Genomic DNA, 26,091 nt, shown 5'->3' with positions numbered 1-26,091 from the left:
CCCCGACAAACCGCGACCGCGCAAACACCGCTGGTTCTGCTCGATGCCCTGCCAGCGGTGGTTCGCAGCCCGTCACAGGAAAGGACTGACCATGATCGGAACGACCGATGAAGAACGCCTCGCCATCGCACTGGTGATGAAGCGGCTGGGCCGCTTGATGGGCGATATCGGCTGGCAGAAGCGCCTCTGTGACCTTTCCGAGACCGAGGTCGCGGCCCTGATCGAGGAGGTGCTGGAAGGCTACGGCGCCGAGATGTCCCACATCGCCAGGAAGGCGGAGGTGCCGTTTTGACGCTGGATTTCAACCATAGGCCCGGCATCGCCGAACGGATCAACTCGGCCGTCGACGCCTCCCTCGAGGCGGAGCGCGCCGTGACCCCGCCGCGTAACTATCTCGGCGCCTCGCGACTGGGGCAGTCCTGCGAGCGGGCTCTGCAGTTTGAGTTTGCCCATGCTCCCAAGGACGAGGGCCAGGAGTTCTCCGGCCGCTCGCTCCGGATCTTCGCCATAGGCCACGCGCTCGAGGATCTCGCCATCCGCTGGCTGCGCGCCGCCGGGCTCGATCTCGCCACCCGGAAGCGCGACGGCGGCCAGTTCGGCTTTTCGGTCGCCGGCGGGCGTATTCGCGGCCATGTGGACGGGATCGTCATGGACGCCCCCACAGCCATGGGTCTGCGCACACCCGTCCTCTGGGAATGCAAGACGATGAACGCGAAGAACTGGCGCGAGACGGTGTCCAAGGGCGTAACCGTCGCCAAGCCCGTCTACGCCGCGCAGATCGCGCTCTACCAGGCCTACATGGAGGCGAGCGTGCCGGGCATTTCCGAAAACCCGGCGCTCTTCACCGCGATCAACAAGGACACGGCCGAGCTGCACCACGAGCTCGTGCCCTTCGACGCCGAACTCGCGCAACGTATGTCGGATCGCGGCGTGCGGATCCTGCGGGCCACCGACGCGGGCGAGTTGCTGCCGCGCGTGGCCCAGAACCGCGACTTCTTCGAATGCCGCTTCTGCCCCTGGGCCGAACGTTGCTGGGTGAGCGGCGTCTCCGGAAACGCTCCAGTGGAGCGTTTCAGCCGCGAACGGGCGGAGCCCTCCGGATGAGCGACGCCCCCAAGGACCCGCCCGAACCACCCGAGGACACCGACATGCGCGACGACAGCACGACCGACCAATCCGAGGCCAACCTCGTCCATTTCAACCCCTGGCGCGATTTCAACGACGCGGCGCCGCAGCTCGACCCGTTCGGCGACGAGCCGGATCCCGAGCAGATCGCCTCATTCATGGAGGTGGTGTTCGGCTATTGCGACGGGCTGATCCCGGTGCGCAGCTTCATCGACAAGGGCCAGGGGATCGACGGACGGCCGCACAACATCTGGATCGCGGCCGACGAGACGGCGCCCGAAAAGATGGGGACCTTCGCGGGCTGGGCCGCGCGCGAGGGAGCCGCGGTCTACGTCATTCCCGGCACGGTCGCGGAAACCGGCCAGGCCAAGGCCGCCGACGTGGCTCAGATGCAGGCCGTGGTCGTGGATATCGACAGCGGCGACATTGCATCCAAGCGCGCCCATCTCGAACGCCATCTCGGCCCGCCCACCATGGTGGTGGAAAGCGGCGGCATCACGCCTGAGGGCCAGCACAAGGCGCATGTGTGGTGGAAGCTCACCGAGTCGGCCGAGGGCGACGATATCCGGCGTCTCTGCCGTCTGCGCGGCGACATCGCCGCCAAGGTCGGCGGCGACATGCATTTCCGCTCGGCGCATCAGCCGATCCGGGTGGCGGGCTCGGTCTACTACAAGAACGGCCTGAAGACGCTCGTGCGCATCGTCGAACTGAACGCTGGCGTAGAGCGCGATCTCGACGAGTTCGCCGAGGCCGTGGCCGACATGCCGCCCTCGCCGGGCGTGAGCCTGACGCCGGATTTCGCCACGCCCGACAAACCTGCCGTAAACGACGTTCTGGTCACCCCGGTGCGCGAGGGCGGCAATGACGACTGGTCGCGCTTCGAGGGCGCCTCCGCCGCCATCGGCTATTTCATCCGGCTGGTCCACGAGGGGCGCCTCTCGAAGACCGAGGGCTGGGAGGCGATCTGCGGCTACAACGCGGCCATGCTGCGGCCCCAGTGGCCGGTGGAGCGGCTCAAGCGCGAATCCGAACGCCTCTGGGCGCACCATGTCGAGCGCCACGGGCCGCCGCTGGTCCGGCTCGACAGCGCCGCACCGGCGCCTGACGAGATGCCGACCTTCACGCTGGGGCAGCTGCTCGACGACACGAGCCCTATGCCCGCCGACCTGATCGGCCCGCGTGTGCTGACCCCGGGCGGGCTCCTGGTGCTGGGCGGCGCGCCCAAGGTCGGCAAGAGCGATCTGCTCATTGCCTGGCTCGTGCACATGGCAGCCGGCGTGCCCTTCCTGGGCTTCACCCCGCCACGGCCCTTGCGGATCTTCTACCTGCAGGCCGAGATCCAGTATCACTACCTGCGCGAGCGGATGCAGCAGATCGGCCTGCCAGCGGACCTGATCGCCGCCGCGCGCGACAACCTCGTCGTCACCCCGAAGCTGAAGATGCTGCTCGATGCCGAGGGCAGCGCCCGCGTGGCCGCGGCGATCAGGGCGTCGTTCCCCGACGATCCGCTCGACATTGTCTGCATCGACCCGATCCGCAACCTCTTCGACGGTGGCCCGGATGGCGGCGGCGAGAACGACAACGCCGCGATGATGTTCTTCCTCAATGACCGCGTCGAGGTGCTACGCGATCACGTCAACCCCGACTGCGGCGTGATCCTCGTCCACCACACCAAGAAGCTCTCCAAGCACCAGGTGAAGGAGGATCCGTTCCTCGCGCTCTCCGGCGCCAGTGCGCTGCGCGGCTTCTACACGACGGGCCTGATCCTGCACCGGCCGGATGAAGACGCCAGCGAACGCCGGCTGGAGATCGAGCTCAGGAACGGCCCCGCGCTGCCGGCCAAGCTCGTCGACAAGGTCAAGGGCCAGTGGGTGGAGGTCAACCCGATGAACGAACGGCTCGTGCGCGCCGAACAGGGCGCCAAGTTCGACGCGGAGCGAGATCGCAAGCGGGACGTGATCCTCGACATTCTCTTCGAGGAAGCGGCCGAGGGGCGGCTCTACACGACCATGCAATTCGCCGAAGCCTTCGAGAACAAGAGCGGCCTTGGCAGCAAATTCACGATCAGGGAACGCCTCAGTGTCCTCGCCACGAAAGGTCACATCAAGTTCCTGCGCGACGGTGCACAATTCGGATACCCAAAGGTCCGGTCGCGCTTCGGCTATCTCTGCGTCAAGGGCATGCGTTTCCGGCCCGAGGAACAGGTGGACCCCGAGACCGGGGAAGTCCGCGAGACCGCCGCTCCGGTGCTGCCCAGCCACTACAAATGCCCGCTTTCCGGCGTCTGCATGGACGTCGAAAATCCGGCCGTCTGGGTCTATCCCGAGACGACGACGGACGCGGAAGAAGCCTCACCAACTCCTAGGAGTGAGGCCTAACTCCTATGTCCTTCCCAACTCCTGTTTCAATGAAATCAATGACTTGCGGCGGCCGAGGAGTTAGTGGCCCAACTCCTCCCCAACTCCTCCAAAATCATGTTTTACGACGTGTTTTCAATGCGTTGGGCGATGTGGAGGAGTTAGTGGGGAAAGCCCCCATACTTCGTATGGGGGCCAACCGGAGGAGTTGGCCCCCATCCCATATGTAGCGGGGTGTCCGCGCGCGTGGGCTTTGACCTTCCCTGCACATCCATCCGACGACGGCGGCCGGTACCGCCAAGCATCAACCGCCGTCGTCTTCCACCCGAGCAGCCAACCAGAAAAGGAGACCACCCATGGCTGATACGACTCTGTCCGGTGTCGAGCCCGGCGCAACCCTGAATCCGCCGTCACGCACCATCCTCGCCCTCGACCTCGGCACCACGACAGGCTGGGCGCTGCGCGGCCATGACGGGCTGATCACCACCGGCACGGTCAGCTTTCGCCCGGGCCGCTTCGACGGTGGCGGCATGCGCTATCTGCGCTTCACCAACTGGCTGACCGAGATCGATCGGCTCTCGGGGCCGGTGGAAGCGATCTGGTTCGAGGAAGTCCGCCGCCATGCGGGCACCGACGCGGCCCACGTTTACGGCGGGCTCATGGCCACGCTGACCGCATGGGCCGAGCTGCGCGGCGTGCCTTACGAGGGCGTCCCGGTGGGCACCATCAAGCGCCACGCCACCGGCAAGGGCAATGCAACCAAGCACGCCATGATCGACGCGGCCCGCGCCCGGGGCTTCAACCCGGCGGACGACAACGAGGCCGATGCCATCGCGATCCTGCTTTGGGCGATCGAAACCAAGGGAGGGCTGGCATGAAGGCGATGCGCTTCACCCCGCCGGGCTATGGCGGGCGGCGACGTGACCCCGATGAGGTCAAGCGCGACGGCTGGAGAGAGCAAGGCCTGCTGGCAGTTTCCCTTGACGACCAACGGCTTACTTGGCCTGAGCGTGAACTGGTGCGGCAACTCGGCGAGCGTCTTTATGGCGCGCGCTTCGACAAGACGGAGGACAAACGATGACCCATTGGACACCCGCCCTCGTGGAGGAACGGCTCGCGGAAGCGGCCCTGATCCTGCGACGGCTCCCGGACCCGCGTCGGCGCGGATACTTCTCGACCTGGCCCGAGATTGTCCACAGCTTTGCCGACAAGGTGGGCCAGGAGCCGAAGCAGATGCGCGTGCTGCCCTCGCCGCAGGCGATCAGCCGGATGGAGGAGACGCTGACCTGGACCGGCTGCCTCGAACCCATCGACGGCAAGATCGTCTGGATGAAGGCGCATGGCGAGCGCTGGAAGGAAATCTGCTACGCCGTGGGCCTGCAACGGGCGGCGGCCCATCAGCACTGGGCCTACGGGCTCTCGGTCATCGCGCTGACCTTGAACCGCCAGCCGGTCAACCGCCAGCTTTCCAAGCGTAAGCTGATCCGCCTCGCACGCGGCGCGTAGCGGATGGAAAATTGTCTGGCAGACAGTTTTCGATGAGACAATAACGGCTCTTCCGGGGTAGAAATCAGGTATCCTCGGGAGAGGCGCGCGCGGGACGGCCCGGGTTGCTGACTTCCGAGAGTCCACCGAAGGGTCCAGTCGGGCTTCAATCCGCTAACCCTTTGAAAACTTGGTTCCTTCTGGGCCGGATACATATGCTGGCGGGCTTGGCGCGCAATATCGCCAGCGACAGGGCCGAATTTTTGGGAAGCCACCAGGAATCCGGTTCCACCCCCGGCGCCGGAAAATCGTTGTAACATCAAATACATGACCGGACACGCGGGGTGGATACCCCGTGGATGCCGGAGTCCAGCGCGCAAGCCGATGGACTCCGCCGCGCCGGTATCCACCACCACTCACGGAACATCGCCCATGACGCTGAGCTTCGCCCCCGAGCGGATCGAGATGTGGCCGCTGTCAAAGCTCCAGCCCTACGCGAAGAACGCCAAGGTGCATGGGCCCGACCAAGTGGCGAAGATCGCCGCCAGCATGGCCGAGTTCGGCTGGACCGTGCCGTGCCTCGTGGGCGATGACGGCGAACTGATTGCCGGCCACGGCCGTGTGCTGGCCGCGACGCAGCTTGGGCTGACCGAGGCGCCGGTGATCGTGCTCGGGCACCTGACCGAGGCGCAGCGGCGGGCCTATCGCATCGCGGATAACCGGCTGACTGAATCCCCGTGGGACGAGGCGCTGCTGTCGGCCGAGCTGCAGGACCTGCTGGCCGAAGACTACGACCTGTCGCTCGTGGGGTTTTCCGACGGAGAACTCGACAAGCTTCTGGCCTTCGACCCGGACGGGGGCGGTGAAGAAGAAGGTGGCGCCGGGGGCTCCGTGCCTCCGGTGACCATCCCCGAACCGCCGCGCAATCCGGCCTCGCGCCCGGGCGATCTCTGGATCCTCGGCGACCACCGGCTGCTCTGCGGGGACTCGACCAACCAGGACGATGTCCGCCGCCTGATGAACGGCGAGCGGGCGATCCTGTTCGCGACCGACCCGCCATACCTAGTCGACTACGACGGCTCGAACCATCCGACGCGTAACAAGGATTGGTCCGCGTCCTACGGCACGACCTGGGACGACAGTTCGCAGGGCGCCGAGCTTTACGACGGCTTCATCGCCGCCGCGGTCGCCGAGGCGATCACAGAGGACGCGGCCTGGTATTGCTGGCACGCCTCCCGCCGCCAGGCGATGCTGGAGGCTTGCTGGGAGAAGGCGGGCGCCTTCGTGCATCAGCAGATCATCTGGGTGAAGGACCGCGGGGTTCTGACCCGCTCGCATTACCTGTGGAAGCACGAGCCCTGCTTCATGGGCTGGCGCCGCCCGAACCGCCCGCCGAAGGTGGCCGAGCAGACGCTGCCCTCGACTTGGGAGATGCCCTCCTTCGCGAAGGACGAGCGCCCCGACCACCCGACGCCGAAACCGCTCGACGCCTTCGGGATCCCGATGCGCCAGCACGTCGCCCGCGGCGGCCTCTGCTACGAGCCGTTCTCCGGCTCCGGCTCGCAGATCATGGCGGGCGAGGTCAACGGCCGCCGCGTCTACGCCATGGAGATCAGCCCGGCCTATGTCGATGTCGCCGTGGAGCGCTGGCAGGCCGAGACTGGCCGTGACGCGGTCCTCGATGGCGACGGACGGGCTTTTACGGAGGTAAGGGCCGAGCGACTGGGCGAGACGCCCGCCGTGGCCGAGGGAGCCGACGCGGCCTGACGACGTGGATGGCGTGGCGATTGGATCGCGCGGATCTTCTTACCGCGGCCTGCCTGCCGGAGACGACTACGCGTGCCTCTCCGGCCTATTGCTCACAGATATCTATCGAAAACTTATGCGCTTGACGGCGATGTTTCGCATCTGGATGGTGAATCCTCCTTCGGGCGGCACTCTGCCCGCTGGGCTCAGGCCTTCGCGTCGGCCACGCTCCCCGAAGCCTCGAAAAAGAATGCCCAATTGGAACTGGATGGGTTCGTTGGGCCGTTGCAACTCCGGTACGCATTGGAAAACGCCTGGTTGACCGCAGTCCGGTGGGATCGCGGTGCGCCCAGTACGCGACACGACGACGCGTTCGTTGCACGTGACCCGCATTATGCCATCGGCATTCATCGACCACCGGACCTGAACGCTCACCTTGTGCCACTTTCCAAATTCAGTCGGGCGTATGCACACCGTGTCATCAAAGGTTAGACCGCGGCGCGAGTCGAGATGCATCTGATGTATGTGGTTTTTGATCGTGTTAATCCGCTGCCATCCAGCGATTTCTAGAAGACTTCGCCTGTTGGGGCCGCCCGAATAACGAAGATCGCTAGGGATGAAGATCTCGAACTCGTACTGCACTGAGTCCCCGAGTTTCGCAAAGCGTGAATAAGCGATGCGGGATCTCAAGTTACCATTGAAGCAATCGGATTCACCGCGCCCATCACCGTACTTCACAGAACTGCAGTCGCCAGTTTTGACGTGGAACGTGGAAACACCGCTCGCGTGGGAGGGGGCGCGCCCATTGAACGGGTGATCCTTGAAACCGGATGGCGCCGCGGAAGTTGCCGAGGAAAACGCCAGAAGAAAAACCGGAACAAACAAAAGTATGGATTTCATGAAATTGAAGCCTCACACCTCGGATGTCTTTCGAGGCTACGAGGCAGGGCTTGCGCGGTCAACTTTGCAATGCGCCCGAGGTTAGCCGCGGCGCTGATGGGCTGGCCCACCGGGTGGACCGCCTTCGGCTCTGTGGCAACGGCGTGGTCCCGCTGGTTGCCGCGCATGCGATTCGAACTCTCGCAGCTCAATTGCTGGCCGATGGATGAGGGTGAGGCATGAAGCAGTCGCGGCTCATGTCGCTTGTCGAGGCCATCGCCAACGTGGCGGTCGGCTACGGCGTCGCCGTCGTGACGCAGATCCTGATCTTCCCGGTCTTCGGGCTGCACACAACGCTGGCGCAGAACCTGAAGATGGGCGCGGTGTTCACGGTGGTGAGCATCGCGCGGTCCTTCGCACTTCGGCGGCTCTTCGAGGCGATCCGGGTGAGAACATGCGGATAGACTGGCCAAGGTGCGACGGTACCGGCGGGACCAAGGCTGAGCAAGAGCGGCGCGCCAACTAAGAAAACGACGCTTGATCAAGACGATGTCTCAAGCAACGATAGCGATGACCATAGGGCGCTCATCGAAACAGCTGGGCCGCCTTGTTCTGCCGTACTTATTTTGGAGAAGCGCCCTTGCTGGAATTGCCGGACATCGCGATAGGAGCCATATCTGCGGCGATAATCGCAAGCTTTTTCTCATTTCTCGGCCTTATTATCTCAAAGGAGCAAAAAACGTCGGAGTTCCGACAAGCGTGGATAGATGCTCTTCGCAGTGAAATAGCTCAGCTGATTTCATCTGCGAATGCGATTCATGGGGCGATGATGTCTCAAGGATTTGGGAGTAGCGCTTCGGCTTGGAGCGTTGTCCGGGAAGACTTCGTCACGATAAATGAAGCCACTGCAAGAATTCGCCTCCGTTTGAATCCAAATGAAGATCTTTCGAAGGCGGTCTTGGGAAAGATTGAAGAGATTGAGGGGATGCTGGCCCCTGGCACATCTCCGGACTATGCTGAGCTAAACAAAAGGGAGAAGGAGCTCGTGTCTCAAGCTTCTGCTCTTCTCAAGGATGAATGGCGAAGGGTAAAGAAAGGAGAGGCAACTTACCGCGCAGCGAAATGGGGTGTTTGCGTGGCAATGGTGGTTCTAGTGGTAGTCGTCGTACTATCGCTTTGGGGTAAACAAGATGGCAGCACTGGTAGTGAAGAGACCGCAAGCATAGTAGAAAACTCTGCTATTGAGTAATGCGCTTTGGAAGGCGCATTGCCTGTTGGTTCGAAATCATTGACATACCGCCGCCCGTTTCAGGACGGCGGGGTTGAGGCCTTTGTGGTGTGCGGCGTCAGTCGTCGACGATCATGTACGCCCGTCCACGCCCCTCGACCTTCTCGGAGGTGATCGGCAGGCCCAGGGTTTTCTTGAGCGCGCCGGATATAGCGCCTCTCACTGTATGAGCTTGCCATCCGGTGGCTTCGACGATCTCGTCGATGGTCGCGCCACCGTCGTCGCGAAGCATTTCAATCATCCGCGCCTGCTTCGTGCCGGTGCGCGGTTTGCGAGTCTTGGGCGCGGGGTCGGGAACCGTTTGCTCCGGTTCGATGCCGATGGCCGCGAGACCTGCTTCAGTGATGTGCAGCAGGATCGCGCAGCCGTCCTCGCCGTTGCGCCAGATCCTGTTGAGCGCGGGATCGGCCTTCGCGAGTTGGTCCGTCATGGTTTCGGCGATCAGCCCGCGTTTCATGAGCGCGCCGATCACTTTCTGCGCTGCGCCTCCGCGCAAGCTGCCGGGAAGCGGCAGGACGTTCCGGTCGTCGCGTTGCGCAGCGGCGCTGAGGATCACGAGTTGGGTGTCGGATAGCTTGGTCATCTGGGGTCTCCGAGTTCTGGCCCGCGTCATGCGGTGCCTTCTATGACCCCGAGCCGCGCCTCGGCGCGGCGGGAGTGCCGGCAGCGCCGGGGATCACTCGGCGTATTCGCCTTCGCCGAACAGGAAATCGGTGATTTCCTTGAGGTCGCTGGCGACGTGGTCGAGCGAACCGACGCTGCCCCAGTTGACCGCCTAGGGATCGAACCCGAAATGGTCGTCGCTGAGCGTCTGCAGCCGGGCGAGCATCTCGTCGATCTCGGCCTTCTTGCCAGTAAAGGCGGCGAGTGCGGCCTCTCGGTTGCGCCGGGCCTTCTTGGCGCGGAGTTCGTGGCGCGGGGTGGTCTGGGGGTTCAGTCGGGTCGTCATCGTGGTGGCTCCGTAGCTGCGTTGCATCGTTCTTGTGATGACAGGTTCGCTCTGGTCGGGAGGCATATCAACTACATAAGCACATGATTTTACACGATAATCGGAGCGCGTCATGGAGGGCTTGAGCGAGCGCCAGTATGCCGCCCGTGTCGGCCTGTCACGCGGTGCGATCCAGAAGGCCAAGGCGACGGGACGGCTCGTTCTGCACGAAGATGGCAGCATCGACGCCGAGGCCAGCGATGCCCTGCGCGCGCAGGCGACCGACCCGTCGAAGACGCGGAAACCTCCACAGCCGAAGCTGAAGCCCGTTCCGGAAGCGGCGGTGACCGCCGTTGGCGACACGCTCAAGGAACAGGGGATGGCCGCGCCGCCGATCGGCAGCGGCACCACCTTCCTGCAGGCCAAGACGGCGAACGAAGTGCTGAAGGCGCAGGAGCGGCGCATCCGGCTGCAAAAGCTGAAAGGCGAATTGATCGACCGCGCCCGCGCGCTGGCGCTGGTATTTCGACTGGCACGGCAGGAGCGCGATGTCTGGATCAACTGGCCCGCGCGCGCGGCGGCTCTGATGGCCGCCGATTTGGGCGTTGAGCCTGCAGCCATGCAAAAGGTTCTTGAGAAACATGTCCGTGCCCAGCTCGACGAGCTTGCCGAGGTCAAACCCGATCTCCGGTGAGGATGCGTTTGAGGGCGCAGCCGAAATCCTGCGTGCCTGGGGTGAAGGCCTCAAGCCGGATCCGGACTTGACCGTGTCGGAGTGGGCGGACCGGCACCGGATGCTCTCGGGCCGCGCTTCGGCCGAACCGGGGCGATATCGCACGGCCCGCACGCCCTACATGGGCGAGATCATGGACCGGCTGTCGCCCGGCGATCCGACGCAGCGGATCGTTTTCATGAAAGCCGCGCAGGTCGGCGCGACCGAGGCCGGCAACAACTGGATCGGATTCGCGATCCACCAGGCGCCGGGGCCGATGCTGGCGGTCCAGCCGACGGTGGAACTCGCAAAGCGGAACTCAAGGCAGCGGATCGATCCGCTGATCGACGAAAGCCCGGAACTGCGCGAACGGGTCAAACCGGCACGATCGCGGGACGCTGGCAACACCATGCTGTCGAAGGAATTCGCGGGCGGCATCCTGATCATGACCGGGGCCAACTCGGCGGTTGGGCTGCGCTCAACGCCCGCGCGCTACATCTTTCTGGATGAGGTCGACGCCTATCCGGCCTCGGCCGACGAGGAAGGCGATCCGGTTACGCTGGCCGAAGCGCGGTCGCTGACCTTCGCCCATCGACGCAAGGTGTTCCTGGTCTCGACCCCGACGATCCGGGGGCTCAGCCGGATCGAGCGTGAATTCGAGGCATCGGACCAGCGCCGGTTCTTCGTGCCATGTCCGCATTGCTGCCAGATGCAGTGGCTGAAATTCGAGCGGCTGCGCTGGGAGAAGGGCAAGCCGGAAACGGCGGAATATCACTGCGAGGGCTGCGAGACGCCCATCGCGGAACATCACAAGACAGCGATGTTGCAAGCCGGCGAATGGCGCCCGACGGCCGAGGCGGCCGATCCCAACACCGTCGGCTATCACCTCTCGGCGCTCTATTCGCCCATCGGCTGGCTGAGTTGGGAGCGGATCGTGCGGGCCTGGGAGGCAGCCCAAGGGTCGGACGAGGCAATCAAGGCGTTCCGCAACACGATCCTTGGCGAGACATGGGTCGAGACCGGCGAGGCGCCGGACTGGCAGCGGCTTTACGACCGGCGCGAACGCTGGAAATCGGGCATCGTTCCTGCGGGCGGGTTGTTCCTGACCGCCGGGGCGGACGTGCAGAAGGACCGGATCGAGGTCGATGTCTGGGCCTGGGGCCGTGGGCTGGAAAGCTGGCTCGTCGATCACATCGTGATCGAGGGTGGACCCGACCGGCAGGATGCCTGGGGCGACCTGACGGAATTGCTTGGCCGCACCTGGTCGCACGAACGCGGTGCGCATCTGAAGATCGCGCGACTTGCCATCGATACCGGCTACGAGGCCCCGGCAGTCTATGGGTGGGCGCGGGCGCAAGGCTTTGCGCAGGTCTCGCCGGTAAAGGGCGTCGAAGGGTTCAACCGCGCCAGCCCGGTCACCGGGCCGACTTACGTGGACGCGACCGAAGGCGGCAAGCGGCTGCGGCGGGGCGCGCGGCTCTGGACCGTGGCGGTGTCAACCTTCAAGGCCGAGACCTATCGCTTCCTGCGCCTCTCGCGGCCCACCGACGAGGATCTGGCCAAGGGGGCGGCGTTCCCGGCCGGCACGATCCACCTTCCGCACTGGGTCGAAAACGAGTGGCTGAAGCAGTTCGTGGCCGAACAGCTGGTGACGGTGCGCACGAAACGCGGCTTCGCCCGGCTGGAATGGCAGAAGCTGCGGGAACGCAACGAGGCGCTCGATTGCCGGGTTTACGCGCGCGCCGCCGCCTGGATTGCCGGGGCGGATCGCTGGACGGACGAGCAATGGCGCGACCTCGAGGATCAACTCGGGGTCGCTGATCCTTCCGCGGATCCCGCGGGGCAGATCAACAGGCCAGCGCGGGCATCGCAGGGGAAACGGCAGTCCGACTGGCTCGGGCGGCGTGAAGGGTGGTTCTAATGGCGGACTGGACGGAAACCGAGCTCGCGGCGCTGCGCCGTGCCTATGCCAGCGGCACGACGCGGGTCAGCTATGACGGCAAATCCGTTGATTACGGCTCGGCCGAGGATCTGCTGGCGCGTATCCGTACAATCGAGCGCGCGATTGCGGGGACGATGCAGCCTCTGCCGGTTGCCGGTCTCGCGGGCTTCAGCCGCGGAGACAGATGAGGAAAGGTATGACCTTGTCCAAAAGACGGTTCCCACTTTTTGGGGTCATGCCGTGATGTCGGCAAACTGGTTCGACCGTGCGATTGCCACGGTGGCACCCCGCGCTGCGGCCCGCCGTGTCCTCGCCAAACAAGCCTTCGAGACCCTGGCACGGGGCTATGACGGCGCCGCCAAGGGGCGACGGACCGAAGGCTGGCGCGCGCCGGGCAGTTCAGCCGACACCGAGATCGGCGTCGCCGGGGCGCTCTTGCGAGACCGGATGCGGGACCTGGTGCGCAACAACCCGCATGCGGCCAAGGCCGTGTCGGTGCTGGTGAACAACATCGTCGGCGCGGGCATCATGCCGCGCGCGGCCAGCGGTGATGACAAGCTGGACCGCACGGTGGACGCGATCTTTGCCCGCTGGTCGGAGGCCGCCGACGCCGATGGCCAGCTCGATTTCTACGGGCTGCAGACGCTGATCTGCCGCGAGATGGTCGAAGCGGGCGAGGTGCTGGTGCGCCGACGCCTGCGCCGATCCTCGGATGGCCTGCCCGTGCCGCTGCAATTGCAGGTGCTCGAGGCCGACTTCCTCGACGCTACCAAGTCCGGGGCGATCGGCAATGGCCGCCTCGTTCAAGGGATCGAGTTCGACCCGGTCGGAAAGCGCCAGGCCTATTGGCTGCATGCCGAGCATCCGGGCGATGCCTATGGGGCCTTGCAAAACGGGTTGCAGAGCCGCCCGGTTCCAGCCACGGACATTGCCCATGTCTACGAGAAACAGCGCACGCAGGCGCGCGGCGTTCCCTGGGGCGCGCCGGTGATCCGCAGTTTGCGTGATCTCGACGACTACGAGGTGGCCGAGATCGTGCGCAAGAAGACCGAGGCCTGCGTCACCGCCATCGTCTTCGGCGATGACGAGGCCCAACAGGGCATCGCGCCCAGCGTGGTCGATGCCGATGGCAACCGGGTCGAGCAGTTCGAGCCCGGCCTCATCGCCTATGCCCGTGGCGGCAAGGATATCCGCTTCAACCAGCCCGCAGCCACGGGCGGCTACGGCGAATACAAGCGCGCGAGCCTGCACACGATCTCGGCTGGCTTCCGGGTGCCCTACGAGCTGCTGACCGGCGATCTCAGCCAGGTCAACTATTCCTCGATCCGCGCGGGGCTCGTCGAGTTCCGCCGCATGATTGATGCGGTGCAGTGGCAGCTCTTCATCCCGATGCTCTGCGCGCCGGTCTGGCGCTGGTTCACGGAAGCCGCATGGGCGGCGGGGCGCATCCCGACGCCGGACGTGCCGGTCGAATGGTCGCCGCCAAAGTTCGAGGCGGTCGATCCGCAGAAGGACGCGATGGCGAACCTCTTGTCGATCCGCTCGGGGACCATGACGCTGGCCGAGGTGATCGCCCAGCAGGGCCGCAACCCCGACGCGGTGCTGGCGGAAATTGCCGCGACCAATGCCAAGCTCGACGCGCTCGGCCTGGTTCTCGACAGCGATCCGCGTCGCGTCACCAAGACCGGCAGCGCGCAGACAAGCGACCCGGTGGATGAACCTTCCGCCGACACACCGACCGACCCGGCTCCGACCGACCAACAGGACTGACTCAAATGGACACGATGATCGAACTGCCGGCCCTGCGCCGGACGGCGGAGCTTGCGCCGAACTCAGCCGATAAGGACGCCCGCACCGTCGAGGTGATCTGGTCGGCGGGTGCGCGGGTGCGCCGCTCGACTCTCTTTGGCGAGCCCTATGACGAGGAACTGAGCCTCGATCCGGCCCATGTGCGGCTCGAGCGGCTGAACGGAGGCGCGCCGTTCCTGAAGGTGCACGAGATCGACACGCTGGATGCGGTGATCGGCTCGGTCGTTCCGGGCTCGGCCCGCATCGAGAACGGGCGCGGCATTGCCCTCGTGCGCATCAGCGAACGCAGCGATGTCGAACCGATCTGGCGCGATATCCAGGCCGGCCACATCCGCGCGGTCTCCATCGGCTACCAGGTCCACCGCTTCGAGGTCACGAAGCCCGAGGCGGGCCGCGAGCTCTGGCGCGCGGTCGACTGGACGCCCTTCGAGGTGTCCGCCGTGCCCGTGGGCGCCGACCCCGCCGCAGGGTTCCGCGCCCGATCCCCCCTTCACGACTGCGTCCTCCATCGCCGGGACGTGCAACCCACCACCACAGGAGCCATCCCGATGAGCGACAAGACCGAGACCCCGGCTACCGACGCCGCAACCCGCACCATCCCCCAGCCGACCGATCCGGTCGCGACCGAGGACACCGCCATGCCCGAACCGAAGACCCCCGCGACCGACCCGCAAACGGCTGCGGTCGAGACCCGTTCCCAGCCGAAAGCGCAGAAGCCTGAGGTCACTCCGGCGCCTGACGCCGAAGCGGCCGCCACCCGTGCGCGCGAAGCGGAACGCGACCGCGTTTCCGCCATCTACGATCTGGCCGGTCGCCTGAACCTCGAACGCAGCTTTGCCGAGGATCTGGTGAAACGCGGCACGGATATCGACGAGGCCCGGCGCCTGATCCTCGACCAGGTCGCCGCCAAGTCCGAGGAAACCCGCACCTTCAGCCAGGTGTCGATCCCGCTCGGTGGCCGCGATGAGCAGGTCACGCGCCGCGAGGCCGTGGCCAATGCGCTCCTGCACCGCTACAGCCCGACGCTCTTCGAACTGGAAGATGCCGCGCGGCAATATCGCGGCATGACGCTCCTGGAACTGGCGCGCGAGAGCCTCGGCAATGCGGGCGTGAACACGCGGGGCCTGTCGCGCGACGAGGTGGCGACGCGGGCGCTGCACTCGACGTCCGATTTCCCCGAGATCCTCGCCGCCGTCACCAACAAGACCTTGCGACAGGCCTACGAGGCCTATCCCCGCACCTTCATGCTGTTCTGTCGCCAGGTGCTCGCCACCGACTTCAAGGCGATGCACCGGGTCCAGCTGGGCGAGGCGCCGCAGCTTCTGGAGGTCGGCGAGAGCGGCGAGTTCAAGCGCGGGACGCTCGGCGAGAGCAAGGAGAGCTACAAGGTCAAGACCTATGGCCGGGTGGTCGCCATCACCCGCCAGACGCTGATCAACGACGATCTCGACGCCTTCACTCGCATCCCGGCGATGTATGGCAATTCCATCGCCCAGCTCGAATCGGACGTGGTCTGGGGCATCATCACCGCCAACCCGGTGATGGCCGACGGCAACGCGCTGTTCCACGCCACCCACAAGAACCTCGCCGGCACCGGCGCGGCGCTGGACGTGACCAGCGTGGGCGCAGCCCGCGCGGCGATGGCCAAGCAGACTGGTCTCGACAAGAAGACGGTGCTGAACGTGCGCCCTGCCTACCTGATCGTGCCGGCCGCGCTGGAGTTGAAGGCCGAACAGCTGGTGGCCCAGAACCTCGTGCCCGCCGCGACCGCCAGCGTGGTGCCGCAATCGATCCGCACGCTCACCCCGATCAGCGAGCCCCGCCTCGATGCGGCCAGCGCCACCGCCTGGTACCTGGCCGCGAGCCCGAACCAGATCGACACCATCGAATACGCCTATCTCGAAGGTCAGCAGGGCGCCTATATCGAAACCCGCAACGGCTTCGACGTCGACGGTGTCGAGATCAAGTGCCGCCTCGACTTCGGCGCCAAGGCGATCGACTGGCGCGGTCTTTACAAGAACCCGGGTGCATAGGCCCGGCCTTCCCTGACATCTGAACCCTGACACGCGGGCGGTCCAACCGGGCCGCCCGTTCCCGTTTGCAAAGGATCTCGCACATGAAGAACTACGTCCAGCCCGGCAACACCATCACGCTCACTGCGCCCTATGCGGTCACCTCCGGCGACGGCCTGCTCGTCGGCTCGATCTTCGGCGTGGCCGCCGGCGATGCCGCCAATGCCGAGACCATCGAGGTCGCGCTCACCGGTGTCTTTGACCTCAAGAAGGTCGCCAGCCAGGCCTGGTCTGCCGGTGACAAGGTCTATTGGGACAACACCAACAAGGAAGCGACCAAGACCGCCACGGCGAATACCCTGATCGGCGTCGCCACCGAAGCCGTCGCGGGCGGCGCGGGCGACGTGTTGGGCCGAGTGCGCCTGAACGGCAGCTTCTGATGACGGCGATCTCCGCCATCGTGGATGCCCTGTTCAATGACCCCAACATCGGGCGCGAAGCGATCTACACCTCCGCTGGCGGCACGCCCGTTCTGGTGCGCATTGTCTCCCGGCAGGCGGATGCCATCACCGACTTCGGCGACGCGCGCCTCTGGTCTGAAACCACGAAGGTGGACCTGCGCGTGGCGGAAGTGCCGAGCCCGCGTCCTGGCGACCGGATCGAGATCGACGGCGAGGCGTTCCTCATCCAGGGCGAGCCCGTCCGCGACCGCGAGCGGCTCGTCTGGACCGTGGATCTGCGTCCGGCATGAAGCTGAAGCTCGACATCACCCCCGATCTCGTCGCTGCCATGGCGGCCGAGGTGAAGGCGGGCGAAAAGGCCGTCACCGCCGCCATGCGCGAGGCCGGGACCGGGCTCAAGACCGCCTGGCGCGGCCAGATCACCGGCGCAGGGCTCGGCCGGCGATTGGCAAACTCGATCCGGAGCCAGACCTACCCGAAGGCCGGCGAGAGCCTGAACGCGGCGGCATTGGTCTGGTCGAAGGCGCCCGTCATCGTGGGCGCGCATGACACGGGGCCGCTGATCCGGTCGAAGAACGGGTTCTGGCTGGCGATCCCGCTGCCTGCGGCCGGCAAGTCCCTGCGGGGTGGCCGGATCACGCCCGGTGAATGGGAACGGCGTCGCGGGCTGCGCCTGCGGTTCGTCTATCGACGGACGGGTCCGAGCCTGCTGGTGGCGGAGGGACGGCTGAACACGAAGGGTCAGGCGGTGGTGTCGCGCTCGAAGACCGGGCGCGGCAAGGTCACCGCGCCGATTTTCCTGTTGGTGCCGCAGGTCAAATTGCCGAAGCGGTTGGATCTGGCGCGGGATGCAGACCGGGCGTTGGACAGCGTGCCGGGGTTGATTGTGGCGAACTGGTTAGAGCGGCGAACGACTTGAGAACACTACGCCGACTTTCGAATTGAGAGGCTGGTTTTTCCTACTTTCAACATGACCCCGCACAGCACGAGAGCCGGGAACAACCGGAACAAGAGCCATGCGAGTTCATCTGCACTGAAAAAGTCGGACGAAGTTACAGAGGGGGTCGGTCCTCTTTCTACAATCTCGTTGAGGTCACGGACGCGATTGGTGGCCACCATAGCTTCGCCAGTCGTACGCGCCGCAAGGTCAGCAACTGATAGAGGTATTTCACATCCGGGAGGATAATCAGGTAACATCAACCCGGGCCTTTCTGGCTGCGGATCAATGTCGACCGACTGTTGAATCTGGGCTGTAAGTTGGCGCGCGAAACACTCGCCAAGGACATCATGAGGGATACTTTCGAGGCTCGATGTAGCTTCACCGCGAGCTTCAGACGCCACTCGGGCCGCTTCTTGGGCGTCAGGCAACGCCGCTTCTGCTTGCGCAAAAGTCAATTCTGCGTCCTCCTGAATGACCCGATCAAGTTCGGGAAGATAGCGCGTGCCCAAACCGATTACTGCACCAATGATCAGGTAATAGGCCATATCAGTGAAGCCGAAAAACCTTTCGGCGGTTCTAAGATCAGCACCCAGCGCAACCATCTGACAGACGAGAAGTACCGGTAACGGAAGAGCAAAGACCCACCAAAATGTTGAGGCGAGGAAGGCGGCGGTAATCAGAAGTACGGCAATCGCAAACGAAATGATCTTGGCGGCTTTCATCAAAATCCTCCAATCCACGGCATCAACAAGAAGATAGTCGGGCAAACCTCTCACGTTTGTCACGAAAAAAGATGGCCACAGAGAATGCCCACCCCACGCGAAACCATCATCGCCGCGCTGCACGCGCGGCTTTCGGGGTTGCCCGCCACCGTCCTGCGCGGCGAGGTTTTGCCAGAGCGCGTGCCGGCCGGGGGCCTCGTGATCCTGCGCGACGGCGAGCCTGGGGAGCCGGAGGTGACGCTCTCGCCGCTCGCGTATCATTACCAGCACCACGCCGAGATCGAGGCGATCGTGCAGGGTGAGGCCCGCTCTGCGCAGCAGGTGCAAGGGTCCAGTGGACCCTTGCAAGGGCCGAACGACCGTGACGGAGCCTTCGATGCGCTTTGCGCAAGCGTCGGTGCCGTCATCGCTACCGACCGCACGCTGGGCGGGCTCTGCGACTGGGTCGAGGCGGAAGCGCCGCGGCCGGTCGATCTGCCGGTCGAGGGCGCGGCCAGCCTGAAGGCCGCCGTGATCTCGGTGGTGCTGCACTATTCCACCGCCGATCCCTTGGCCTGATCCCACAACCCTAGGAGATTACCATGGCACGCGCCCAGGGGGCGCGGTCGCAGCTCGCGGCCGCGTTCGAGACGACCTATGGCACCGCGCCGGCCACGGGCTTCATGCAGATGCCCTTTGCCAGCGCCTCGCTGGGGGCCGAGCAGCCGCTGCTGGCTTCCGAGCTTCTCGGCTACGGCCGCGACCCGCTGGCCCCGATCAAGGACGCGGTGACGGCCGATGGCAACATCACCGTGCCGCTCGACGCCGAGGTCTTCGGCTTCTGGCTGAAGGCAGCGTTCGGGGCGCCGACCACCACAGGGACCACGAACAAGACCCATACCTTCAAGTCGGGCTCGTGGTCGCTGCCCAGCATGGCCATCGAGGTGGCGATGCCGGAGATCCCGCGCTTTGCCATGTACACGGGCTGCGTGCTCGACCAGTTCAGCATCGCCATGCAACGCTCCGGCTTGCTCACGGCGGATGTGAAGCTGGTCGCGCAGGGTGAAAGCGTCGCAACCGCCACGGCAGCGGGCACGCCGACGGCCTACGCCCTGCAACGCTTCGGCCACTTCAACGGCGCGATCAAGAGGAACGGCACCGCGCTGGGCCACATCGTCTCGGCGGACCTGACCTATGCCAACAATGTCGAACGCATCGAGACCATCCGCAACGATGGCCGCATCGACGGGGCCGACCCGTCCATCGCCGCGCTCACCGGCAAGATCGACGTGCGCTTTGCCGATACCACGCTGATGGACCAGGCGCTGAACGGGACGGCGGCGAGCCTCGAGTTCTCCTGGGTGATCTCGGCCAATGTCAGCCTGACGATCACCGCGCATGCCGTCTATCTCCCGCGCCCCCGGGTGGAAATCCAGGGGCCGCAGGGCATCCAGGCCAGTTTCGACTGGCAGGCGGCCCATGATTCCGTGGCCGGGCAGATGTGCACGGTCGTCCTCAAGAACGCAGTTGCGAGTTACTGACATGCTGACCCTCGATCTTTCCAACGAACCCCGCTGGCATGACCTCGCCCCCGGTGTCCGGGTGCAGCTGCGCCCGCTGACCACCGCGCTGATGGTGGCGACGCGCAGCGATCCTGCCGTCGAGGCGGTGCCGGAGGAAGCGTCCGACGAGGAGCGCGCATTGGCTTTCGCCAAGGCGCTGGCGCGGTGGGCTGTGATGGCTTGGGAGGGGGTGGGCGATGCCGACGGCAATCCCATCGACCCGAGCCCCGAGGCGATCGACGCGCTGCTCGACATCTGGCCGATCTTCGAGGCCTTCCAGCTGGCTTACGTCTCGAAGGGCCTCCTGCTGGAGCAGGAAAAAAACGCCTCCGCGCCCTCGCCGAATGGTCCTTCGGCGGGGGCGAGCGATACTGCGATGCCTGCCAGCCCTACGAGGGCCGCGAGCAAGCCTGCCCCGACTGCCCGGCGCGGCTGAACCGGCCGCTGACCCTTGAGGGCTGGCAGGTCTGGGACTTGGTGGGCCGCCTTGGCGGGCAGTTGCGGGTTCTGCCGGGCGCGGTGATCGGCTGGGACATGGCCGCGGCGCTGGCGCTTGGACATGCCCTCGGCGTGCCGCCGCTCGCCATGGCCGAACTGCTGCCGGTCATCGAAGCGGTGATGGTGGTGAAGCTCAACGAACAGATGGAACACGCGCATGGCCGAGAAGAGGGTTAGCGTCCGCCTAGCCGCGGTCGGTGGTCGGCAGGTGCGCGCCGAGCTGGAAGGCGTCGGTGAAGCCGGCGCCCGCGGCTTCGGGCGCCTCAGCCGCGAGATGGAGGCGGCCAACGCAAGGCTTGCAGGCTTCGCACGCCGGGTGCGGGTGGCCGCTGCCGCTGCCGTCGCCGCTGCCACGGCTGCCGGTGTCGCCATGGTGCGGTCCGGTCTGCAAACGGTCGATGCGCAGGCCAAGCTCGCGCAGTCGCTCGGCACCACCGTCGCCTCGATCCAGACGCTCGAGCGCGCGGGCGAGCTCGCCGGCGTCTCCATGTCCGGCATCGAACAGGCGACGAAAGACCTGACGCGGCGGCTGAGCCAGGCGGCGGCCGGTACAGGCCCCGCGGCCCAAGCGCTCGAACGGCTGGGGCTTTCGGCCTCCGACCTGCTGGCGCTGCCGCTCGACGAGCGGGTGGGGGCGATCAATGCCGCCATCGAGGACTTCGTGCCAGCCGCCGAGCGTGCCGCCGTCGCGGGCCAGCTGTTCGGCGAGGAAGGCTCCATCGCCATGAGCCGGATTGACACCGCGACGCTGCGGCAGGCGACCGACGATGTGCGCGCCTTCGGGGTCGTGGTTTCGGAAGCCGACGCTGACCGGATCGAACGGACGAACGACGCGATCTCCCGGCTCGGGCTGATCTGGCGCGGGCTCTCCAACCAGCTCGCCGTTGCCGCAGCCCCCGCGCTGGAAGCCGTAGCCGACGCCATGGCCGCAGTTGCCAGCCGCACCGGCCCGCTCGGTCAGGCCATTGCCGGACTCTTTGACAATATCGGCCGGCTCACGACTTACGCCGCCACCTTCGCGGCCTTCCTCGCCAGCCGCTGGGTGGCCGGTCTTGCCGCCGCGGCCTTGTCCGTGCGCGGCTTGGCCACCGCGCTCGTTGTCCTGCGCGGTGCGCTCATCCGCACCGGAATCGGCGCCCTGATCGTCGGTGCCGGCGAGTTGATCTACCAGTTCACGAAGCTCGTGCGCGGCGCCGGCGGCTTTGGCGAGGCGCTGGAGCTCATGGGCAATGTCGCGCAGGCGGTCTGGGATGGGATCAAGGTGACCGTCTCCTCCTTCGTCGATGACTTCCGCGCCATGAGAGCGGACATCGAGGCGATCTGGCTGCGCCTGATGGCGTTCCTGTCCTCGAAATGGGCCGATTTCCTCGCCCAGATCGGCCCGACCTTCAACGCGGTTTCCGAACGGCTCGGAGCGGACGCCCGGATCGATGTCTTTGGCGCGCAAAGCTACGCGTCGTACCTCGACCACGCGGCCAGCAATGCCGGTCACCAGGCCGATGCGCTGCGTGCCCGCGCCGCTGATACCCGAGCTCATGCCTTCGACGGCGTGCGCGAGGCGGTGGATGCGCTCCGGGCCGCGATGCGCGCAAGCGGCGAGGATGGGACGGATGCGCTCGACCAGGCAACGGAAGCCGCCGACCGGGTAACGGAGGCGCTGGATGCCGCCGGTCAGGCAGGACGCGCGGCCGGGGCAGCCAATGCCGATGGCGCGGAGCAGCTCGCAACGGGCTGGGCGGCGGTTACCGCGACGCTGGCCGAGTATGCCGCCAGGGCCCGCGACATCGGCGCCGATATCGGCCAGTCCCTGGTGGGCGCCTTCCGAAGCGCCGAGGACGCGGTGGCGGAGTTCGTGAAGTCCGGCAAGCTCGACTTCCGCGATCTCGTCACCTCGCTCATCGCCGATCTGGCGCGGCTCGCGGCAAGGCGGTTCATTCTCGGGCCGATGGCCAGCGCCCTCGGTGGGATCCTCGGCGGCGCGGGCGGGCTCTTTGCGAACATCCTGCATGACGGCGGAATGGTCGGATCCAGTGGACCCACGCGCATGGTACCGGCCATGGCCTTCGCCGGCGCGCCGCGCATGCATGGCGGCGGGTGGGCCGGCCTGCGCCCTGACGAGGTGCCCGCGATCCTGCAACGGGGTGAGCGGGTGCTCTCGCGGCGGGAAGCGCAGGCTTATGGCACCGGCGGCGGCGTCACCATCAACATCAACACCCGCGACGCCGAGAGTTTCCGGCAGTCCCGCACGCAGGTCGCGGCCGACATTGCCCGCGCGGTGTCGCTGGGCCGCAGGGGGCTCTGATGGCGTTTCACGAGGTCCGGTTCCCCGACGATATCAGCCGCGGCGCCCGCGGCGGGCCGGAGCGACGCACGCAGATCGTCGAGCTCGCCTCCGGCGACGAGGAGCGCAACGCCAGCTGGGCCAGCTCGCGCCGCCGCTACGACGTCGCCTATGGCATCCGCCGCGCCGACGATCTGGCGGCCGTGGTCGCCTTCTTCGAGGCGCGGAACGGCCGGCTTTACGGCTTCCGGTTCAAGGACTGGGCCGACTTCAAGTCCTGTCTGCCGTCACAGACGCCTTCGGCAACTAACCAGGTCATCGGCACCGGGGACGGCACGACGACGGCATTCCAGCTTGTGAAGGCCTACGCCTCAGGCGCGCAGACCTGGACCCGGGCCATCACCAAGCCGGTGGCCGGAAGTGTGACGGTTGCGATCGACGGGGTTGAGCAGGCCACCGGCTGGTCCATCGACACCACCACCGGGCTGGTCACCTTTGACACAGCCCCGGCTTCTGGCGCCGCCATTACCGTTGGCTTCGAATTCGACGTCCCCGTCCGCTTCGACACGGACACGCTCGACGTCACCCTAGACATAGAGCGCCTCGGCTCCATCACTTCCATCCCGCTCCTGGAGATCCGGCGATGAACGACAATTCCGGTTTCGTGGCGACGGTGCTGCGCGATCTTGCGGCCTCGACGGCCGTGATCCTCGCTGCCTGGGGCGCGCTCGGCGGGGCCACGAATGCGCTGACCACCAAGATGCGCCTGCGCGACGCGCTGCGCCACATCCTGCTCGGCGGCCTGATCGCCGCCGGCATGGGCAGCCTGTCCATGGCCGTCATCACAAGCTGGCTGGGCCTGCCGCCACAGGCGGTCCCGGCCGGGGGCGCCGCCGGTTCCGCCGCCTATCTCGTCGGCGTCTTCGGCCCGGCGGTGATCGAACTGGTGCTGGCCCGCCTTCGCCAGGCGCGGGAGGGCGGCGATGACTGATCTCGTCCGTGTCCTGCGCGGCCTGCGGCGCCTGACCGACGACCCGCGTGATGCCTTTGCTCACCGCCTGCGCGTCGGCATCGCGATTGCCGCGCTCATCCTGATCCTCTCGCTACTCGTATAGTCCCATGCACATGACAGACCGAGGGCTTCTGGCCCTTTCCCGGCACGAGGGCGTCGCGCCCGGGCCTTACCTCGATTCCACCGGCACCTGGACCTTCGGCATCGGCCACACGGCCGCCGCCGGGCCACCCGATCCGGCAGAGATGCCCCGCGGGATGCCCGCCGACACGCAAGCCGGGCTCCGCGAGGCGTTCCGGGTGTTTCGCGCCGATCTTGCTGCTTACGAGGCCGACGTCCTGCGCGTCGTGACCGTGCCGCTCGAGCCCCACGAGTTCGATGCGCTGGTCTCGTTCCACTACAACACCGGCGGCATCGCAAAGGCCGCGCTGACCCGGCACCTCAATGCCGGCAATCGCGTCGCCGCCGCCGACGCGTTTCTGAACTGGCGCAAGCCCGCGTCCATCATCCCGCGCCGGGAGGCCGAGCGCGACCTGTTTCGCCATGGCCGCTATCCCCGCGGCCCGATCCCGATCTGGGGCGTGGATCGTGCTGGCCGGGTGGATTTCTCACGGCCGATCCGCCGCCTGACCGAGGATGAGGCGCTGGAACTGTTGCGTCCCGCCAATCCCGCCATTCCCGCCACCCCCAATCTGCCGACCGGCTGGCTCGCCCGGCTGATCGCCTTGTTTTCCATCCTGATCCGGAAGGCCTGATCCATGCGCTACATCCGACCGAGTTCCCTGACCTGGTGGGCGGGGCTGCTCGCCATGCTCACCGGTATCGCCTCCGTCGCGTTGCCGGCAATCGGGCCGCTTGCTGAACTGTCCCGCCTCGTCGCGCTGCTCGCCGGCTCGGGCGACGCTTCGCCCGCCGGGCTCATCTTCCTCGGTCTCGGCCTGATCGGCCTGCGCGACCGGATCGAGCGGGGGTTCCGGGGCGATGACTGAGTTTCTGGCGGGGCTCATACTGGGCGGCTGTATCGGCGTCTTCATCGTCGCCCTCTGTGTGGCCGCCGGGCGCGGGGAGCGGGACGATGGCTGAGTTCCTGATCTGGCTGGTGGCCGCTCTGGGCGCGGTCGGGGGCATCGTCCTCGGCCGGGCCTGGGGTCGTGTGGAAGGTAAGCGTCAGGGCAAAAGGGAGGCCGAACGTGATGCATTGGAACAGACAATCGGGAAGGTCGAACGTGGCCGCGATGCGGTTCGTGATGGTCGCGATGCTGGCGATCCTGCTCAGCGGCTGCGCCGCAACGACGGCCGGTGGTAATGCAGGCTGCATTTCCTATGCCGAGGCCCGGCTGGCACGGCCACCTGCGGCGAGTGTCGCCGACGTACCGCCCGCGTGGGCGGACTGGATCGCCGATCTCGATGATCGCATGACGGGGACCTGCCGATGAAATCCCTCTCGCCCGGTTTGCAGGCCCATCTCGACGAGGGAACGACAACGCTCGCCTGGTGCTGGCGCATCACGCGCACCGATGGTGTCACCTTCGGCTTCACCGATCACGACCGGACACTGAGCTTCGATGGCACGGATTTCGAGCCAGAGAGCGGGCTGACAGCGTCCGAGGTCCGCTCTGGCTCCGACCTTTCCGTCGATGCGCAGGACGCCGAGGGCGTGCTGACCTCGGACCGGATCACCGAGACCGACATCCTTGACGGTCGCTGGGACAACGCCGAGGTCGAGGTCTGGCGCGTGAACTGGGCCGACGCGGGTCAGCGCGTGCTGATGCGGCGCGGCGCCATCGGCCAGATCCGGCGTGGGCGGCTGGCCTTCGTCGCCGAGGTCCGCTCCCTCGCGCACGTACTCGGCCAGGCGGTCGGACGGACCTTCCAGGCGACCTGCGATGCTGCGCTCGGCGAAGCGCGCTGCGGCGTCGATCTCGAGGATCCCGTCTACAAAGGCGCGGGCGCCGTGATCGATCTCCTGCGCGACCGCAACTTTACCGCCTCCGGTCTCGGCGGGTTTGAGGCCGGCTGGTTCACCTTCGGCACCGTCGAATGGACGAGCGGGGCGAATGCGGGGCGGCGCACCGAGGTGCTGGGCCATGACGTCACGGACGGCATCGCGATACTGACCCTGCTCGAGGCGCCGGTGCGGTCCATAGCCGAGGGCGACGCTTTCGCCATCCGCGCCGGCTGCGACAAGCGGATCGAGACCTGCGGGGCAAAGTTCGCCAACACCGCCAACTTCCGTGGCTTCCCGCATATCCCCGGCCAGGACACGATCCTGCGGTATGCGACGAAGGACGGCGGCCACGATGGGGGCGTGCTGTGACCAACGTCGTTTCCAGCGGAAACGACGGGCGGCAGT

At 66.2% G+C, this 26,091-nt stretch carries 32 protein-coding genes and 1 pseudogene; 29 read left to right on the top strand and 4 right to left on the bottom strand.

All coding sequences use genetic code 11. The annotated features are described in order from the left end of the window. Nucleotides 1-91: 91 nt before the first annotated feature. The 7 genes from PSA7680_RS13250 (at nucleotide 92) to PSA7680_RS13220 (ending at nucleotide 6,734) form a co-directional block, all read left to right on the top strand. On the top strand, nucleotides 92-292 hold the full coding sequence (locus tag PSA7680_RS13250; protein WP_085869200.1) for a DUF6511 domain-containing protein: 201 nt from the start codon (nucleotides 92-94) through the stop codon (nucleotides 290-292). 80 nt (nucleotides 293-372) lie between these two features. Further along, on the top strand, nucleotides 373-1,104 hold the full coding sequence (locus PSA7680_RS13245; protein WP_245824628.1) for a PD-(D/E)XK nuclease family protein: 732 nt from the start codon (nucleotides 373-375) through the stop codon (nucleotides 1,102-1,104). Then, a complete protein-coding gene (locus PSA7680_RS13240) occupies nucleotides 1,101-3,503 on the top strand; it encodes an AAA family ATPase (protein WP_085869198.1) in 2,403 nt (800 codons plus the stop codon). Before PSA7680_RS13245 ends, PSA7680_RS13240 begins: the two co-directional genes overlap by 4 nt. 335 nt (nucleotides 3,504-3,838) lie before the next feature. Then, complete coding sequence (locus tag PSA7680_RS13235; RefSeq protein ID WP_085869197.1) at nucleotides 3,839-4,360, top strand: crossover junction endodeoxyribonuclease RuvC; 522 nt, start codon at nucleotides 3,839-3,841, stop codon at nucleotides 4,358-4,360. After that, the gene (locus PSA7680_RS13230) at nucleotides 4,357-4,563 is read left to right on the top strand and encodes a hypothetical protein (RefSeq protein WP_442439566.1); all 207 of its coding nucleotides are present in this window, start codon (nucleotides 4,357-4,359) and stop codon (nucleotides 4,561-4,563) included. The genes PSA7680_RS13235 and PSA7680_RS13230 overlap by 4 nt, the downstream gene beginning before the upstream one ends. Beyond that, nucleotides 4,560-4,988 carry a DUF6362 family protein gene (locus PSA7680_RS13225; protein WP_085869196.1) on the top strand — a complete coding sequence of 143 codons (429 nt, stop codon included), beginning with the start codon at nucleotides 4,560-4,562 and terminating at the stop codon, nucleotides 4,986-4,988. Before PSA7680_RS13230 ends, PSA7680_RS13225 begins: the two co-directional genes overlap by 4 nt. Before the next feature lie 411 nt (nucleotides 4,989-5,399). Next, nucleotides 5,400-6,734 (top strand): site-specific DNA-methyltransferase, encoded by a 1,335-nt coding sequence (locus PSA7680_RS13220; protein ID WP_085869195.1) that lies wholly within the window; start codon nucleotides 5,400-5,402, stop codon nucleotides 6,732-6,734. Nucleotides 6,735-6,836: 102 nt separating this feature from the next. Here the strand turns inward: PSA7680_RS13220 and PSA7680_RS18560 are convergent, their stop codons facing one another. After that, the gene (locus tag PSA7680_RS18560) at nucleotides 6,837-7,613 is read right to left on the bottom strand and encodes a hypothetical protein (protein WP_139838648.1); all 777 of its coding nucleotides are present in this window, start codon (nucleotides 7,611-7,613) and stop codon (nucleotides 6,837-6,839) included. Nucleotides 7,614-7,831: 218 nt separating this feature from the next. Between PSA7680_RS18560 and PSA7680_RS13210 the strand changes: the two genes are divergently transcribed. Together PSA7680_RS13210 and PSA7680_RS18555 are read left to right on the top strand one after the other, a co-directional pair. Beyond that, a complete protein-coding gene (locus PSA7680_RS13210; RefSeq protein WP_085869193.1) occupies nucleotides 7,832-8,056 on the top strand; it encodes a DUF7220 family protein in 225 nt (74 codons plus the stop codon). 176 nt (nucleotides 8,057-8,232) lie between these two features. Continuing rightward, nucleotides 8,233-8,841 (top strand): hypothetical protein, encoded by a 609-nt coding sequence (locus PSA7680_RS18555; protein ID WP_139838647.1) that lies wholly within the window; start codon nucleotides 8,233-8,235, stop codon nucleotides 8,839-8,841. Nucleotides 8,842-8,938: 97 nt separating this feature from the next. Here the strand turns inward: PSA7680_RS18555 and PSA7680_RS13205 are convergent, their stop codons facing one another. After that, nucleotides 8,939-9,463: a DUF3489 domain-containing protein gene (locus PSA7680_RS13205; RefSeq protein WP_085869192.1), complete on the bottom strand. Its 525-nt coding sequence runs from the start codon at nucleotides 9,461-9,463 to the stop codon at nucleotides 8,939-8,941. 93 nt (nucleotides 9,464-9,556) lie between these two features. Continuing rightward, a pseudogene (locus PSA7680_RS13200) lies at nucleotides 9,557-9,829 on the bottom strand (hypothetical protein). 112 nt (nucleotides 9,830-9,941) lie between these two features. Between PSA7680_RS13200 and PSA7680_RS13195 the strand changes: the two are divergent. From PSA7680_RS13195 to PSA7680_RS13160, 8 genes are all read left to right on the top strand, one after another. Beyond that, entirely contained in the window at nucleotides 9,942-10,502 is a 561-nt protein-coding gene (locus PSA7680_RS13195; RefSeq protein ID WP_085869191.1) for a hypothetical protein, read from the top strand. After that, nucleotides 10,450-12,441: a phage terminase large subunit family protein gene (locus PSA7680_RS13190; protein ID WP_085869190.1), complete on the top strand. Its 1,992-nt coding sequence runs from the start codon at nucleotides 10,450-10,452 to the stop codon at nucleotides 12,439-12,441. Before PSA7680_RS13195 ends, PSA7680_RS13190 begins: the two co-directional genes overlap by 53 nt. Further along, nucleotides 12,441-12,650, top strand: a complete 210-nt coding sequence (locus tag PSA7680_RS13185; RefSeq protein WP_085869189.1) for a phage head-tail joining protein — start codon at nucleotides 12,441-12,443, stop codon at nucleotides 12,648-12,650. Before PSA7680_RS13190 ends, PSA7680_RS13185 begins: the two co-directional genes overlap by 1 nt. A 55-nt stretch (nucleotides 12,651-12,705) precedes the next feature. Beyond that, a complete protein-coding gene (locus PSA7680_RS13180; protein WP_085869188.1) occupies nucleotides 12,706-14,232 on the top strand; it encodes a phage portal protein in 1,527 nt (508 codons plus the stop codon). 5 nt (nucleotides 14,233-14,237) lie between these two features. Next, nucleotides 14,238-16,304 (top strand): prohead protease/major capsid protein fusion protein, encoded by a 2,067-nt coding sequence (locus tag PSA7680_RS13175; RefSeq protein ID WP_085869187.1) that lies wholly within the window; start codon nucleotides 14,238-14,240, stop codon nucleotides 16,302-16,304. 83 nt (nucleotides 16,305-16,387) lie between these two features. Beyond that, complete coding sequence (locus PSA7680_RS13170) at nucleotides 16,388-16,723, top strand: DUF2190 family protein (protein ID WP_085869186.1); 336 nt, start codon at nucleotides 16,388-16,390, stop codon at nucleotides 16,721-16,723. Then, a complete protein-coding gene (locus PSA7680_RS13165) occupies nucleotides 16,723-17,034 on the top strand; it encodes a head-tail joining protein (RefSeq protein WP_085869185.1) in 312 nt (103 codons plus the stop codon). The genes PSA7680_RS13170 and PSA7680_RS13165 overlap by 1 nt, the downstream gene beginning before the upstream one ends. After that, nucleotides 17,031-17,663, top strand: coding sequence for a DUF6441 family protein (locus PSA7680_RS13160; RefSeq protein WP_085869184.1), 633 nt, complete (start codon nucleotides 17,031-17,033; stop codon nucleotides 17,661-17,663). Before PSA7680_RS13165 ends, PSA7680_RS13160 begins: the two co-directional genes overlap by 4 nt. Before the next feature lie 5 nt (nucleotides 17,664-17,668). Here PSA7680_RS13160 and PSA7680_RS18550 read toward each other — a convergent pair whose 3' ends face one another. Further along, on the bottom strand, nucleotides 17,669-18,451 hold the full coding sequence (locus tag PSA7680_RS18550) for a hypothetical protein (RefSeq protein ID WP_139838646.1): 783 nt from the start codon (nucleotides 18,449-18,451) through the stop codon (nucleotides 17,669-17,671). Nucleotides 18,452-18,490: 39 nt separating this feature from the next. On the opposite strand from PSA7680_RS18550, the gene PSA7680_RS13150 reads away from it, so the two are divergent. The 12 genes from PSA7680_RS13150 (at nucleotide 18,491) to PSA7680_RS13100 (ending at nucleotide 26,055) form a co-directional block, all read left to right on the top strand. After that, nucleotides 18,491-18,964 carry an acyl-CoA transferase gene (locus PSA7680_RS13150; RefSeq protein WP_085869182.1) on the top strand — a complete coding sequence of 158 codons (474 nt, stop codon included), beginning with the start codon at nucleotides 18,491-18,493 and terminating at the stop codon, nucleotides 18,962-18,964. Between the two features lie 23 nt (nucleotides 18,965-18,987). Further along, nucleotides 18,988-19,926: a phage tail tube protein gene (locus PSA7680_RS13145; protein ID WP_085869181.1), complete on the top strand. Its 939-nt coding sequence runs from the start codon at nucleotides 18,988-18,990 to the stop codon at nucleotides 19,924-19,926. Between the two features lies 1 nt (nucleotide 19,927). After that, complete coding sequence (locus PSA7680_RS13140) at nucleotides 19,928-20,383, top strand: phage-derived protein YdaY family protein (protein ID WP_085869180.1); 456 nt, start codon at nucleotides 19,928-19,930, stop codon at nucleotides 20,381-20,383. 41 nt (nucleotides 20,384-20,424) lie between these two features. Beyond that, a complete protein-coding gene (locus PSA7680_RS13135; protein WP_245824635.1) occupies nucleotides 20,425-20,622 on the top strand; it encodes a DUF7697 family protein in 198 nt (65 codons plus the stop codon). After that, entirely contained in the window at nucleotides 20,603-22,747 is a 2,145-nt protein-coding gene (locus PSA7680_RS13130) for a phage tail tape measure C-terminal domain-containing protein (protein WP_085869178.1), read from the top strand. The genes PSA7680_RS13135 and PSA7680_RS13130 overlap by 20 nt, the downstream gene beginning before the upstream one ends. Next, nucleotides 22,747-23,373, top strand: a complete 627-nt coding sequence (locus PSA7680_RS13125; protein ID WP_085869177.1) for a DUF2460 domain-containing protein — start codon at nucleotides 22,747-22,749, stop codon at nucleotides 23,371-23,373. Before PSA7680_RS13130 ends, PSA7680_RS13125 begins: the two co-directional genes overlap by 1 nt. Next, nucleotides 23,370-23,717: a Clp protease/crotonase-like domain-containing protein gene (locus PSA7680_RS13120; RefSeq protein ID WP_085869176.1), complete on the top strand. Its 348-nt coding sequence runs from the start codon at nucleotides 23,370-23,372 to the stop codon at nucleotides 23,715-23,717. The genes PSA7680_RS13125 and PSA7680_RS13120 overlap by 4 nt, the downstream gene beginning before the upstream one ends. Further along, nucleotides 23,710-23,841 carry a hypothetical protein gene (locus PSA7680_RS19090; protein WP_275936535.1) on the top strand — a complete coding sequence of 44 codons (132 nt, stop codon included), beginning with the start codon at nucleotides 23,710-23,712 and terminating at the stop codon, nucleotides 23,839-23,841. The genes PSA7680_RS13120 and PSA7680_RS19090 overlap by 8 nt, the downstream gene beginning before the upstream one ends. Nucleotides 23,842-23,845: 4 nt before the next feature. Continuing rightward, entirely contained in the window at nucleotides 23,846-24,493 is a 648-nt protein-coding gene (locus tag PSA7680_RS13115; RefSeq protein WP_085869175.1) for a lysozyme, read from the top strand. A 3-nt stretch (nucleotides 24,494-24,496) separates the two neighbouring features. Next, nucleotides 24,497-24,727, top strand: a complete 231-nt coding sequence (locus tag PSA7680_RS13110; RefSeq protein ID WP_085869174.1) for a hypothetical protein — start codon at nucleotides 24,497-24,499, stop codon at nucleotides 24,725-24,727. An 86-nt stretch (nucleotides 24,728-24,813) separates the two neighbouring features. Next, nucleotides 24,814-25,044, top strand: a complete 231-nt coding sequence (locus tag PSA7680_RS18540) for a hypothetical protein (RefSeq protein ID WP_139838644.1) — start codon at nucleotides 24,814-24,816, stop codon at nucleotides 25,042-25,044. A 126-nt stretch (nucleotides 25,045-25,170) separates the two neighbouring features. Next, entirely contained in the window at nucleotides 25,171-26,055 is an 885-nt protein-coding gene (locus PSA7680_RS13100; RefSeq protein WP_085869172.1) for a phage/gene transfer agent baseplate hub protein, read from the top strand. Nucleotides 26,056-26,091 lie beyond the last annotated feature (36 nt).

The sequence above is a fragment of the Pseudoruegeria aquimaris genome (genome assembly GCF_900172235.1).
Classification (GTDB): Bacteria; Pseudomonadota; Alphaproteobacteria; order Rhodobacterales; family Rhodobacteraceae; genus Pseudoruegeria; species Pseudoruegeria aquimaris.
This window is presented reverse-complemented; position numbering and strand designations above follow the sequence as displayed.

Coding starts and splice junctions, on each gene's coding strand:
- PSA7680_RS13120 (WP_085869176.1), top strand. CDS start 23,370: ATGAACGACAATTCCGGTTTCGTGGCGACGGTGCTGCGCGATCTTGCG.
- PSA7680_RS13100 (WP_085869172.1), top strand. CDS start 25,171: ATGAAATCCCTCTCGCCCGGTTTGCAGGCCCATCTCGACGAGGGAACG.
- PSA7680_RS13125 (WP_085869177.1), top strand. CDS start 22,747: ATGGCGTTTCACGAGGTCCGGTTCCCCGACGATATCAGCCGCGGCGCC.
- PSA7680_RS13195 (WP_085869191.1), top strand. CDS start 9,942: ATGGAGGGCTTGAGCGAGCGCCAGTATGCCGCCCGTGTCGGCCTGTCA.
- PSA7680_RS13165 (WP_085869185.1), top strand. CDS start 16,723: ATGACGGCGATCTCCGCCATCGTGGATGCCCTGTTCAATGACCCCAAC.
- PSA7680_RS13115 (WP_085869175.1), top strand. CDS start 23,846: ATGCACATGACAGACCGAGGGCTTCTGGCCCTTTCCCGGCACGAGGGC.
- PSA7680_RS19090 (WP_275936535.1), top strand. CDS start 23,710: ATGACTGATCTCGTCCGTGTCCTGCGCGGCCTGCGGCGCCTGACCGAC.
- PSA7680_RS13235 (WP_085869197.1), top strand. CDS start 3,839: ATGGCTGATACGACTCTGTCCGGTGTCGAGCCCGGCGCAACCCTGAAT.
- PSA7680_RS13240 (WP_085869198.1), top strand. CDS start 1,101: ATGAGCGACGCCCCCAAGGACCCGCCCGAACCACCCGAGGACACCGAC.
- PSA7680_RS13250 (WP_085869200.1), top strand. CDS start 92: ATGATCGGAACGACCGATGAAGAACGCCTCGCCATCGCACTGGTGATG.
- PSA7680_RS13185 (WP_085869189.1), top strand. CDS start 12,441: ATGGCGGACTGGACGGAAACCGAGCTCGCGGCGCTGCGCCGTGCCTAT.
- PSA7680_RS18540 (WP_139838644.1), top strand. CDS start 24,814: ATGGCTGAGTTCCTGATCTGGCTGGTGGCCGCTCTGGGCGCGGTCGGG.
- PSA7680_RS13145 (WP_085869181.1), top strand. CDS start 18,988: ATGGCACGCGCCCAGGGGGCGCGGTCGCAGCTCGCGGCCGCGTTCGAG.
- PSA7680_RS13140 (WP_085869180.1), top strand. CDS start 19,928: ATGCTGACCCTCGATCTTTCCAACGAACCCCGCTGGCATGACCTCGCC.
- PSA7680_RS13210 (WP_085869193.1), top strand. CDS start 7,832: ATGAAGCAGTCGCGGCTCATGTCGCTTGTCGAGGCCATCGCCAACGTG.
- PSA7680_RS13205 (WP_085869192.1), bottom strand. CDS start 9,463: ATGACCAAGCTATCCGACACCCAACTCGTGATCCTCAGCGCCGCTGCG.
- PSA7680_RS13220 (WP_085869195.1), top strand. CDS start 5,400: ATGACGCTGAGCTTCGCCCCCGAGCGGATCGAGATGTGGCCGCTGTCA.
- PSA7680_RS13150 (WP_085869182.1), top strand. CDS start 18,491: ATGCCCACCCCACGCGAAACCATCATCGCCGCGCTGCACGCGCGGCTT.
- PSA7680_RS13175 (WP_085869187.1), top strand. CDS start 14,238: ATGGACACGATGATCGAACTGCCGGCCCTGCGCCGGACGGCGGAGCTT.
- PSA7680_RS13160 (WP_085869184.1), top strand. CDS start 17,031: ATGAAGCTGAAGCTCGACATCACCCCCGATCTCGTCGCTGCCATGGCG.
- PSA7680_RS18560 (WP_139838648.1), bottom strand. CDS start 7,613: ATGAAATCCATACTTTTGTTTGTTCCGGTTTTTCTTCTGGCGTTTTCC.
- PSA7680_RS13225 (WP_085869196.1), top strand. CDS start 4,560: ATGACCCATTGGACACCCGCCCTCGTGGAGGAACGGCTCGCGGAAGCG.
- PSA7680_RS13190 (WP_085869190.1), top strand. CDS start 10,450: ATGTCCGTGCCCAGCTCGACGAGCTTGCCGAGGTCAAACCCGATCTCC.
- PSA7680_RS13170 (WP_085869186.1), top strand. CDS start 16,388: ATGAAGAACTACGTCCAGCCCGGCAACACCATCACGCTCACTGCGCCC.
- PSA7680_RS13110 (WP_085869174.1), top strand. CDS start 24,497: ATGCGCTACATCCGACCGAGTTCCCTGACCTGGTGGGCGGGGCTGCTC.
- PSA7680_RS13230 (WP_442439566.1), top strand. CDS start 4,357: ATGAAGGCGATGCGCTTCACCCCGCCGGGCTATGGCGGGCGGCGACGT.
- PSA7680_RS13180 (WP_085869188.1), top strand. CDS start 12,706: ATGTCGGCAAACTGGTTCGACCGTGCGATTGCCACGGTGGCACCCCGC.
- PSA7680_RS13130 (WP_085869178.1), top strand. CDS start 20,603: ATGGCCGAGAAGAGGGTTAGCGTCCGCCTAGCCGCGGTCGGTGGTCGG.